The sequence below is a fragment of the Pseudoalteromonas sp. APC 3250 genome, from assembly GCF_030407915.1.
Taxonomy (GTDB): domain Bacteria; phylum Pseudomonadota; class Gammaproteobacteria; order Enterobacterales; family Alteromonadaceae; genus Pseudoalteromonas; species Pseudoalteromonas tetraodonis.
Window position 1 is genome coordinate 23,997 of the sequence record NZ_JASDCM010000026.1, and the last position, 11,552, is coordinate 35,548.

Sequence of the window (11,552 nt, forward strand, 5' to 3'; positions counted from 1 at the left end):
ACACTGTGGCAAAAGTCATCGCATTAGCAAATCAAAAAGGCGGAGTAGGTAAAACGACCACTGCCGTTAATCTCGCTGCATCTATGGCTGCAACGAAACGTAAAGTGCTGTTAATAGATCTCGATCCGCAAGGCAATGCGACCATGGGCAGTGGCGTCGACAAATATGGTGACGTCCCTACTATCTATGATTTACTCATAGAAGATAAGCCTATTGATGAGGTGATTATTAAAGAAACCTCAGGCGAGTATCATATGATTGCTGCAAACGGCGATGTGACCGCTGCAGAAGTTAAATTGATGGAATTATTTGCTCGCGAAGTACGCTTACGCAATGCACTTGAAAAAATTCAGGATCAGTACGAGTTTATTTTTATAGACTGCCCACCTTCTTTAAATATGTTAACCGTTAATGCCATGGCTGCTGCCGATTCTATTTTAGTCCCAATGCAATGTGAATATTATGCATTGGAAGGATTAACTGCATTAATGGATACGATTACGCAACTTGCTAAGTTAGTTAATCCTAACTTACAGATTGAAGGCATACTTCGTACTATGTACGATCCGCGTAATCGATTAGCAAATGATGTATCAGAACAATTAAAACAACATTTTGGCGATAAAGTATACCGTACGGTGATCCCACGTAATGTTCGACTTGCAGAAGCCCCAAGTTTTGGCGCACCGGCAATGTACTACGATCGAGCATCAAGTGGTGCGAAAGCGTATTTAGCTCTCGCGGGTGAAATGCTACGCAGAAAAGAAAAAACAACTCCCGTTGTCGCCTAACTTTGAGGTAAAAAAATAACATGTCTGCTAAAAAACGAGGTTTAGGCCGAGGACTCGATGCACTTTTAAGTTCATCTAAACCTGCACCAAGCGAAAGCAAGGAACACGACAGCGCCAATGTAACAAACGCAGTTGAAAATGCGGCACAGCCTAGCAACAGTGAATTACAAAAACTACCCATCGAGTTTTTACACTCAGGGAAATACCAACCTCGTAAAGACATGTCTGAAGAGGCACTTGAAGAACTCGCCAGTTCAATTCGTTCACAAGGGATAATTCAACCGATTGTTGTGCGCCCAGTTGCGCATAACAGTTATGAAATTATTGCCGGTGAACGTCGTTGGCGCGCGGCTCAAATTGCCAAGCTTGAGTTTGTACCGTGTATTATTAAAGATGTACCCGATGAAGCGGCCGTTGCTATTGCCCTAATTGAAAATATTCAGCGTGAAGACTTAAACGCCATGGAAGAAGCGATAGCGCTTAATCGCTTGCTTAATGAGTTTGAGTTAACGCATCAACAAGTGGCGGATGCAGTTGGTAAATCGCGTACGACCGTGACTAACTTATTACGCTTAAATAATCTTAATAACGATGTAAAGATATTGTTAGAGCATGGTGACATTGAAATGGGTCACGCTCGTTGCTTATTAGCACTTGAAGGTGAAGTGCAATCAGATGCAGCCCGTTTAGCTGTTGCGAAAGCATTGACCGTTCGCGAAACTGAAAAGCTAGTGCGCTCTATTTTAGAGCCTGCTCCAGCAAAAGAAGTAATAGAAAAAGACCCAGATGTTAAACAGTTAGAGCAACAACTTGCTGATAACTTAGGGGCAAAAGTAGAAATAAATTACAACAAGAAAGGCAAAGGGAAGTTGGTTATTTCTTACACTAATCTTGACGAGTTAGACGGTATTTTAAACCGTATCAATCAAGACTATTCCCACCATTAATTCATTGGATGTCTAAAAAGGGACATTTACAGCGATTTTGTGTTACAAAGCACCTACTCAAGTTGCAAAACTGGCAGGATTAAGTATAATTTCGCCAGTTTTCATACCCTGACAATTAGAGCGTCATAAAGGTTAATTAAAAGTGACTAATAAGTTAGCAGGCCCGTATAGGCTTGCCGCATTAAAATTAATTTGCCTTCAGGGATTTGTAGCCCTTTTAGCTGCACTAATAATTTTTATAGGTTGGGAAACCAATGCCGCACTTTCAGCATTAGCTGGTGGCGCTGTCGCAGTACTTCCTAACTTTGTATTTGCGCTTTATGCATTCAGATATATGGGTGCAAGTCGAGCAAATCAAGCGTATGCCTCGTTGAAACGCGGCAACGGATTAAAATTTATGCTAACAATCGTTTTGTTTGCACTAATGCTAAAGCTTTATCCGGTAGTTTTATTACCTTTCTTTTGTGCTTATGTGTTGGTGTTGTTTACAGGATTGTTTACACCCGTTTTTTTTAAACATTAACTTTTGGGATATAACATGGCTGCAGAAGAAGTTACTCTATCTAGCCATATTCAGCACCACTTAACCAATGCTAAGATGTGCTCGACCGACGCTGGTCTTGCCTTCAATAAAGCATGTACGGATAGTGGCTTCTGGACATGGCATGTAGATACCCTCGCATGGTCTATCGGACTAGGTCTAATATTTTTATGGATCTTCCGTAGTGCCGCAAAAAAATCAACTCTGGGTGTACCTGGGAAATTTCAGTGTTTCATTGAAATGGTTGTTGAGTTCGTTGGCGACAACGTACGCGATACCTTCCACGGTAAAAGTAAGCTAATTGCACCATTAGCATTAACAATATTCGTGTGGATATTCTTAATGAACTTAATGGATTTAATCCCAGTTGACTTCCTACCAGCATTTGCCGGATTTGTTGGCGAAACTGCGTTTGGTATGGATTCACACGACGTATACATGAAAATTGTACCAACTACAGATATCAACATGACAGCAGCACTTGCGCTGGGCGTGTTCATTCTAATGATTGGTTACTCAATAAAAATAAAGGGTATCGGCGGTTTTATTAAAGAACTAACACTTCATCCGTTTAGTTCAAACAATACAGCTATGCAGATTCTTTTAATCCCATTTAACCTATTACTAGAGCTTATCGCATTGGTTTCTAAGCCGTTTTCACTGGCACTGCGTTTGTTCGGTAACTTATATGCAGGTGAGTTAATCTTCATCCTTATCGGTGCAATAGGTTTAATGCAACTACCGTTACACTTTGTGTGGGCTGTATTCCATATCTTGGTAATTGTATTGCAAGCATTCGTATTTATGATGCTTACAATCGTATACCTAAGCATGGCAAGTTCGGATAATCACTAATTTATAACTTTTAATTTTTACTTTTAATTACAATTGAAACTTTGGAGAAAAAAATGGAACTAGTATTAGGTCTTAAGTACATCGCAGTAGCTTTACTTATCGGCTTCGGTGCAATCGGTACAGCAATCGGTTTTGGTAACATGGGCGGTAAATTCCTTGAAGCATGTGCGCGTCAACCTGAGCTTGCACCATCGCTACAAGTTAAAATGTTTATCCTTGCTGGTCTAATCGATGCTGTAGCAATGATTGGTGTTGGTATCGCGATGGTATTGTTGTTCGTACTTTAATTTTATTTTTTGAACAGCTTACTATTTAAGGAGGAGCGGTTGTGAACTTAAACGCCACTCTTATCGGTGAATTAATTGCGTTTACGGTGTTCGTATTATTTTGTATGAAATACGTATGGCCACCACTAAACGGTGCAATTGAAGCTCGCCAGAAGAAAATCGAAGATGGTTTAGCTGCCTCTGATAGAGCCGAAAAAGACTTAGAACTTGCGCAACACAAAGCTGCAGAACAGCTTAAAGATGCAAAGGCTCAAGCGGCTGATATCATTGATCAAGCTAAAAAGCGTGCCGTGCTAATTGTTGACGAAGAAACTGTTCGTGGTCAGCAAGAGCGTGAAAAAATTATTGCTCAAGGGCACTCTGAAATTGAATCAGAGCGTAACCGTGTGACAGAAGAGCTACGTAAGAAAGTAGCAACTCTGGCTGTGGTTGGCGCAGAAAGAATTTTAGAGCGCGAAATCAATCAAGCCGCACATAGTGACATCGTTGAAAAACTTGTCGCTGAGCTGTAATTAGGAGGGTATGAGCATGTCTGAATTGACTACTATCGCTCGCCCATACGCTAAAGCGGCTTTTGAACTTGCCGTTGAAAAAGGCACCATTGAAAGTTGGAATGACATGTTGTTCTTTGCTGGCCACGTTGCCAGCAATGAACAGGCATCAACCATTTTAGCTGGATTGCCTACTGCTACTGCACAAGCTGAGTTATTTATTAACTTATGTGGTGAGCAGCTCAACGAACAAGGTCAGAACCTAGTTAAGGTGATGGCTGAAAATGGACGTTTGATTGCACTACCTGAAGTTGCTCATTTATTTTCTGCTTTAAAAGCAGACTATGACAAAGAAATCGATATTGACGTGATTTCGGCAACGCCTCTTGCTGCAGCGCAGCAAGAATCATTGGTAGCGGCACTTGAAAAACGTTTCGCACGCAAAGTTAAGCTGAATTGTAGTGAAGACGCTACAGTTGTTGGCGGCCTTATTATCAAGGCGGGTGACACTGTAATTGACGGCTCTTTACGCGGTAAATTAAATCGCTTAGCCACAACACTACAATCGTAATTGGGAAAAAGAGCATGCAACTTAATTCCACTGAAATTTCAGATCTGATCAAACAACGTATTGAGAAGTTCGAAGTTGTAAGTGAAGCTCGTAACGAAGGTACAATTGTATCTGTTACTGACGGTATCATTCGCATCCACGGTCTAGCTGACTGTATGCAAGGTGAGATGATTGAGCTTCCTGGCAACCGTTATGCTATCGCACTAAACCTTGAGCGCGACTCAATTGGTGCAGTAGTAATGGGTCCTTACGCTGACCTTACAGAAGGCGTAAAAGTATACACAACTGGTCGTATCTTAGAAGTGCCTGTTGGTGCGGGTCTACTTGGTCGTGTTGTTAACACACTAGGTGCTCCTATCGATGGTAAAGGCGCTTTAGATAACGACGGTTTTGAACCTGTAGAAAAAATTGCACCAGGTGTAATCGAGCGTCAATCAGTAGATGAGCCAGTGCAAACTGGTTACAAATCTATCGATGCAATGATTCCAGTTGGTCGTGGTCAACGTGAGCTTGTTATCGGTGACCGCCAAACAGGCAAAACTGCACTAGCAATCGATGCAATCATCAACCAAAAAGACACAGGCGTTAAGTGTGTGTACGTAGCGGTTGGTCAAAAAGCATCTACTATTGCTAACGTAGTACGTAAATTAGAAGAGCACGGTGCACTTGCAAATACTATCGTAGTTGTAGCATCTGCTTCTGAATCTGCGGCACTTCAGTACTTAGCACCGTTCTCGGGCTGTACTATGGGTGAATACTTCCGTGACCGTGGTGAAAACGCATTAATCGTATATGATGATTTATCTAAGCAAGCTGTTGCTTACCGTCAAATCTCATTGCTACTTAAGCGTCCACCAGGCCGTGAAGCATACCCAGGTGACGTATTCTACCTTCACTCGCGTCTTTTAGAGCGTGCATCACGTGTAAACACTGATTACGTTGAAAAATTCACTAACGGTGAAGTGAAAGGTAAAACAGGTTCATTGACGGCATTGCCTATCATTGAAACTCAAGGCGGCGACGTTTCTGCGTTCGTACCGACAAACGTTATCTCTATCACCGATGGTCAGATCTTCTTAGAAACTGACTTATTCAACTCAGGTATCCGTCCGGCAGTAAATGCTGGTATCTCGGTATCGCGTGTTGGTGGTGCTGCACAAACTAAAATCGTTAAGAAACTAGGTGGCGGTATCCGTCTAGCCCTAGCTCAGTACCGTGAATTAGCTGCGTTCTCGCAGTTCGCGTCTGACCTTGATGATGCTACTCGTGCTCAACTTGAGCATGGTGAGCGTGTAACAGAGCTAATGAAGCAGAAACAGTACGCGCCAATGTCTGTTGCTGAAATGTCTTTGTCGTTATTCGCAGCTGAGAAAGGTTACTTAAAAGACATCGAAATCGCTAAAATTATGGATTTCGAAGCGGCTTTACTTTCTTACGCAAATAGCACATACGCAGAGCTTATGGCTCAAATCAATGAAACTGGTAACTACAACGCCGAGATCGAAGCGCAGCTTAAAGAACTTCTAGAGAAGTTCAAGTCTACGCAAACTTGGTAATTTAGTTATTAATGGTGTGCTTTATATCTTAAAGCACACCTTGATTCGGAGAGAGAGTCATGGCCAGCGGAAAAGAGATTAAAAGCAAGATCGGCAGTATTAAAAATACTCAAAAGATCACTAGCGCAATGGAAATGGTTGCTGCGTCTAAAATGAAAAAGGCGCAAGAACGAGTGGCTTCAAGCCGTCCATACGCTGAAAAATTACGTAAAGTGATTGGTCGTGTTGCTCAAGCAAATCTTGATTTTACTCACCCGTTCTTAGAAGAACGTGAAGTAAAACGAGTTGGTTATATTGTTATCTCTACTGACCGTGGTCTGTGTGGCGGTTTAAACTCAAACGAGTTTAAAAAAGTCGCATTAGAGATTAAAGCGTGGAAAGAAAAAGGCGTAGATGCTGATTTTGCTACTTTAGGTAGTAAAGCAGCTGGCTTCTTTCAACGTTTTGGTGGTCAAGTGCTTGCTAAAAAAGCAGGTCTTGGAGATAAGCCTTCAGTACAGGACGTAATTGGTCCAGTAAAAATAATGCTAGATGCATTCTCTGAAGGTAAAATTGACCGTTTATTCCTGGTATATAACAACTTTGTTAATACCATGAAGCAAGAGCCAATAGTAGATCAGTTACTCCCTTTGCCAAAAGCTGAAGAAGAAGTATCTACACATGCGTGGGATTACTTATATGAACCAAACCCAGAGGCTATTTTAGAGTCTTTGTTAGTACGTTTCATTGAGTCTCAGGTATACCAAGGTGTAGTTGAAAACGCTGCCTCTGAACAGGCTGCCCGCATGGTTGCAATGAAAGCTGCAACTGATAATGCCGGTGACCTTATGGATGAGTTACAGCTTGTATATAACAAAGCTCGCCAAGCAGCAATCACACAAGAAATTAGTGAGATTTGTTCTGGTTCAGCAGCAGTTTAATGCTTCAGGCAAAGATTAACGAGAGGAATAGACATGAGTTTAGGTAAGGTCGTCCAAATTATCGGCGCCGTTGTGGATATCGAATTTCCACAAGACAGCGTGCCAGCCGTATATGACGCGCTAAAAGTAACAGATGGCGATTTAGCTGGTTTGACTTTAGAAGTTCAACAGCAGCTAGGTGGCGGTGTGGTACGTACTATCGCACTAGGTACTACAGACGGTTTACGTCGTGGTGCTGCAGTAGCAAACACAGGCGAAGCAATTCAAGTTCCAGTTGGTACTAAGACCCTAGGTCGTATCATGAACGTACTTGGTGAGCCAATTGATGAAGCAGGTCCAATCGGTGAAGACGAGCGTATGTCTATCCACCGTGCAGCGCCTACTTACGAAGAGCAATCAAGCTCAGTAGAACTTTTAGAAACGGGTATCAAGGTAATCGACCTTGTATGTCCATTCGCTAAAGGTGGTAAAGTTGGTTTATTCGGTGGTGCCGGTGTTGGTAAAACCGTAAACATGATGGAACTTATCCGTAACATCGCAATCGAGCACAGCGGCTACTCAGTATTCGCAGGTGTTGGTGAGCGTACTCGTGAGGGTAACGATTTCTACCATGAGATGAACGATTCAAACGTACTTGATAAAGTATCGCTTGTATACGGTCAGATGAACGAGCCACCAGGTAACCGTTTACGCGTAGCGTTAACAGGTCTTACTATGGCTGAGAAGTTCCGTGACGAAGGTCGCGACGTACTTTTCTTCGTAGATAACATCTACCGTTACACACTTGCGGGTACAGAAGTATCAGCACTTCTTGGTCGTATGCCATCAGCGGTAGGTTACCAGCCTACACTTGCTGAAGAAATGGGTGTACTTCAAGAGCGTATCGCATCTACTAAGACTGGTTCAATTACTTCAATCCAAGCGGTATACGTACCTGCGGATGATTTAACGGATCCATCTCCAGCAACAACGTTTGCTCACTTAGATGCAACAGTGGTACTTTCACGTGATATCGCATCACTAGGTATCTACCCAGCGGTAGACCCTCTTGATTCATCTTCACGTCAGCTTGATCCACAAGTAATCGGTGAAGAGCACTACGGTATAGCGCGCGGCGTTCAAACAGTTCTTCAGCGTTACAAAGAGCTTAAAGACATCATCGCGATTCTAGGTATGGACGAGCTTTCTGACGAAGATAAGCAACTTGTATCTCGTGCACGTAAAATCCAGCGTTTCCTATCTCAGCCATTCTTCGTGGCAGAGGTATTTACAGGTGCGCCAGGTAAATACGTTTCACTTAAAGACACAATTGCAGGCTTCAAAGGTATCTTAAACGGTGAGTTTGATGATATGCCAGAGCAAGCGTTCTACATGGTTGGCTCTATCGAAGAAGCTCAAGAAAAAGCCAAAAGCATGTAATTAGGAGGGTAGTATGGCAGCTATGACTGTACATCTTGATGTAGTAAGTGCTGAAGAGAAATTATTTTCTGGTTTAGTAGAATCTATTCAAGTATCTGGTAGTGAAGGTGAGTTAGGTGTTAATGCCGGTCACGCCCCACTACTAACTGCCCTTAAACCTGGTATGGTACGTTTAGTTAAGCAATTTGGTGAAGAAGAACTCATCTATATTGCTGGCGGTACACTAGAAGTTCAACCGAACATAGTGACCGTACTTGCTGATACAGCTGTTCGTGGTGAAGACCTGGACGAGAAAGCTGCAGAGCAAGCTAAACGTGACGCTGAAGCCCAAATGGCAAAAGGTGCATCTGCTGAGCTTGATTACAATCAAGCCGCAATGCAACTAGCTGAAGCAATTGCTCAGCTACGCGTTATTCAGCAATTACGTAAAAAGTAAGCCTATCTGGTTTTTAAAAGCCCACTTTATGTGGGCTTTTTTGTGCCTGATGATAAATCCTGTCGCTATTTGTAAATAAATTAATCGTTATGGCTAATATCTCTTCATTATTACTTATATCTACGCAAGATCCTCGCTACAATAACCCTATTCTATTAGGTGTTACTTTGCTTAAGTTAAGATTCAGTAGTCATTGCTTAGCCTACTGAGTATTTGCACATGATGTGACTTACGTAATCTACTTTGCAGCACACTTATTCTATTAAGCTAAAACAACGGAAAAAGGAAATTGTTTTAATGGCTCTAACAACGGTTATTCTTGCAGCGGGTAAAGGTACCCGTATGCGCTCTGCTCTCCCTAAGGTACTGCATAAAGTGGCAGGTAAACCTATGGTGCAACATGTTATCGATAATGCCAATGCGCTAGGTGCTACATCGACTAACTTAGTTTATGGTCACGGCGGCGAACTATTACAACAACAATTAGCCGATAATAACGTAAACTGGGTGCTGCAAGCTGAACAGCTAGGTACAGGCCACGCAGTGGCACAAGCTAACCCACATATAAATGACGACGACACCGTACTGGTTTTATACGGTGACGTACCTTTAACAAAGCAATCTACACTTGAACGCTTATTAGCAGCGACACCTAAAAATGGCTTAGCAGTATTAACCGTTAATTTAGCAAATCCAAATGGTTATGGGCGTATGCTACGTGTTGATGGCAAGCTAGTGGGTATTGTTGAGCAAAAAGATGCCAATGCAGAGCAGTTACTTATTAACGAAGTAAACACCGGCATTATGGCGGTTAATGGTAAGCTTTTAAAAAGCTGGTTAGGTAATTTATCCAACAATAATGCCCAAGGTGAATACTACCTAACAGATATAGTTGCTATGGCGCATAGTGAAGGCGTAGAAATTACATCAGCACAGCCTGATCACCCAATGGAAGTTGAAGGTGCAAATAACCGCGTACAACTTGCAGGATTAGAGCGTGCTTACCAAGCATGGCAAGCAGAAGAACTCATGCTAAATGGGGCCACCCTTGCTGACCCTGCACGTATTGACGTACGTGGCGACGTTAAAACAGGTGAAGATGTCCTCATCGATATCAACGTTATTTTTGAAGGTAATGTAACCTTAGGCAATAATGTACAAATTGGCCCTAACTGCGTACTTAAAAACTGTAGCATCGGCGATAATGTTATTATTAAAGCTAATACACTAATTGAAGATGCATCAGTTGCGGCTAAATGTACACTCGGTCCATACGCCCGCCTTCGCCCTGGTGCAGTAATGGAAGAAGACTCGCACATTGGCAATTTTGTCGAAATGAAAAAAACCCGTTTAGGTAAAGGCTCTAAAGCAAACCACTTAAGTTACTTAGGTGATGCTGAAATTGGCGAAAAAGTGAATATTGGCGCAGGCACTATTACCTGTAACTACGATGGCGTGAATAAAGCCAAAACTATTATTGGCGATAATGCCTTTATAGGGTCTAACTCGTCACTGGTTGCTCCTGTAAATATAGGTGCAACCGCTACCGTTGGCGCGGGCTCTGTTATTACCAATACCGTAGCGGATGATCAGCTAGCCGTGGCACGTGGCAAGCAACGCAATTTAGACGGCTGGAAACGCCCAGTTAAAAAATAGTAATGACCATTACTTATTAAATATTTAAAGCGAGTTTTATAACTCGCTTTTTTATTGCCTAAATATTCTTACTTAATTAGATTATTCAATGACGGATTAAAATATAACTCAAGGAGGGTGCTACATGTCAGCTTATGCTCGCCGGGCAATTGTTGAAAGACAACTCGAAAGCCAGTTAAGAAGTGTTCTATCAGTAATAGTCTTATTTTAATTCAAATAAACTCAACTATTTTACCTTTAGCTATAGTTGTGACGGTTGGACTTCTTTTTACGTACTTTTTTCAGATACATCTGAGTACTCGGAGTTTTTAGCTCTCCAGCTTGTTAAGATTGAAAACAAATTAAAAGAAAAGTCTATTTTTATTAATAGTAAAAGAGAAGATTTTAATAAAGCACTGAGTGAAGATTCTTATGGAGTATTCGGTACATTATTTGGGGTTCCGAGCATAAAAATATTATGAAAATATTTAAATGGGAAAAAGTAAGTGAGAGTGATAGAAACTTCGCTTTTAAAGAATTATGTATAAATTTGTTAGGGCCTATCGTAATTTGCATTCTTTGCTTTGCTCTAATTTATACCGTCATATCAGAAATTAGTTTACTGGAAGATGTTGGGTCTAGTTCTTTTATTAAAGAAAAAAGTGGAAAGGTTCTTTTACTTTTTTTCTTTTTCCCTTTTTCTTTATTTTTTCGCTTCTATTCAGAAGTTATTAAATTATAAATCTGAATACTTAATGGCAGGTTTTGTTAAAGGGTTGTTTATTGCCTTATCTTTATTTTTTTTGCTAGTAATCCCCTTTAACTTGTATGTAGAGTCATATATAAAAAGCAATGGCTATACTTATTGTAATTGGTATACACAACCTTCAGTTCGTGCCCCTGATGTTTGGTTGAAAAACGATGAGTTATGCTTACAAGATGGTTCTGTAATCACTAGTGATATTTATGATTGGTTTGATCTGCTTTAATCAAACAGGACACTTTAATAATGGAATATAATCCAATTATTGAGGTGTTAAATGACAAAACGAACAAACAGAAGTTACACAGCAGAATTTAAACAAGAAGCTGTGGCATTGGTA

At 41.3% G+C, this 11,552-nt stretch carries 13 protein-coding genes; all 13 read left to right on the forward strand.

Features of this window, described 5'->3' with window-relative positions; translation table 11 throughout:
* The first annotated feature begins 5 nt into the window (after positions 1-5).
* The 13 genes from QL986_RS17915 to QL986_RS17975 all read left to right on the forward strand — a co-directional run bounded on the left by QL986_RS17915 (position 6) and on the right by QL986_RS17975 (position 11,438).
* On the forward strand, positions 6-791 hold the full coding sequence (locus tag QL986_RS17915; RefSeq protein WP_008112117.1) for a ParA family protein: 786 nt from the start codon (positions 6-8) through the stop codon (positions 789-791).
* A 20-nt stretch (positions 792-811) separates the two neighbouring features.
* The gene (locus QL986_RS17920) at positions 812-1,738 is read left to right on the forward strand and encodes a ParB/RepB/Spo0J family partition protein (RefSeq protein ID WP_016900011.1); all 927 of its coding nucleotides are present in this window, start codon (positions 812-814) and stop codon (positions 1,736-1,738) included.
* Positions 1,739-1,880: 142 nt separating this feature from the next.
* Positions 1,881-2,261, forward strand: coding sequence for an ATP synthase subunit I (locus tag QL986_RS17925; RefSeq protein WP_013466267.1), 381 nt, complete (start codon positions 1,881-1,883; stop codon positions 2,259-2,261).
* A 15-nt stretch (positions 2,262-2,276) separates the two neighbouring features.
* Complete coding sequence (gene atpB / locus QL986_RS17930) at positions 2,277-3,134, forward strand: F0F1 ATP synthase subunit A (protein WP_013466266.1); 858 nt, start codon at positions 2,277-2,279, stop codon at positions 3,132-3,134.
* A gap of 53 nt (positions 3,135-3,187) precedes the next feature.
* Positions 3,188-3,421, forward strand: a complete 234-nt coding sequence (atpE, locus tag QL986_RS17935; protein ID WP_004335261.1) for a F0F1 ATP synthase subunit C — start codon at positions 3,188-3,190, stop codon at positions 3,419-3,421.
* Positions 3,422-3,462: 41 nt separating this feature from the next.
* Positions 3,463-3,933 (forward strand): F0F1 ATP synthase subunit B, encoded by a 471-nt coding sequence (atpF, locus tag QL986_RS17940; RefSeq protein WP_016900010.1) that lies wholly within the window; start codon positions 3,463-3,465, stop codon positions 3,931-3,933.
* 16 nt (positions 3,934-3,949) lie between these two features.
* The gene (atpH, locus tag QL986_RS17945; RefSeq protein WP_016900009.1) at positions 3,950-4,483 is read left to right on the forward strand and encodes a F0F1 ATP synthase subunit delta; all 534 of its coding nucleotides are present in this window, start codon (positions 3,950-3,952) and stop codon (positions 4,481-4,483) included.
* A 14-nt stretch (positions 4,484-4,497) separates the two neighbouring features.
* A complete protein-coding gene (atpA, locus tag QL986_RS17950) occupies positions 4,498-6,039 on the forward strand; it encodes a F0F1 ATP synthase subunit alpha (protein WP_013466263.1) in 1,542 nt (513 codons plus the stop codon).
* Between the two features lie 59 nt (positions 6,040-6,098).
* On the forward strand, positions 6,099-6,959 hold the full coding sequence (gene atpG / locus QL986_RS17955) for a F0F1 ATP synthase subunit gamma (protein ID WP_008464174.1): 861 nt from the start codon (positions 6,099-6,101) through the stop codon (positions 6,957-6,959).
* A gap of 33 nt (positions 6,960-6,992) precedes the next feature.
* Positions 6,993-8,378: a F0F1 ATP synthase subunit beta gene (gene atpD / locus QL986_RS17960; protein ID WP_008464175.1), complete on the forward strand. Its 1,386-nt coding sequence runs from the start codon at positions 6,993-6,995 to the stop codon at positions 8,376-8,378.
* 13 nt (positions 8,379-8,391) lie between these two features.
* Positions 8,392-8,814, forward strand: coding sequence for a F0F1 ATP synthase subunit epsilon (locus QL986_RS17965; protein ID WP_008112140.1), 423 nt, complete (start codon positions 8,392-8,394; stop codon positions 8,812-8,814).
* Between the two features lie 297 nt (positions 8,815-9,111).
* Positions 9,112-10,470, forward strand: coding sequence for a bifunctional UDP-N-acetylglucosamine diphosphorylase/glucosamine-1-phosphate N-acetyltransferase GlmU (glmU, locus tag QL986_RS17970; protein ID WP_290191775.1), 1,359 nt, complete (start codon positions 9,112-9,114; stop codon positions 10,468-10,470).
* Positions 10,471-11,078: 608 nt separating this feature from the next.
* Positions 11,079-11,438, forward strand: coding sequence for a DUF1240 domain-containing protein (locus tag QL986_RS17975; RefSeq protein WP_138687038.1), 360 nt, complete (start codon positions 11,079-11,081; stop codon positions 11,436-11,438).
* The last annotated feature ends 114 nt before the right edge of the window (positions 11,439-11,552 follow it).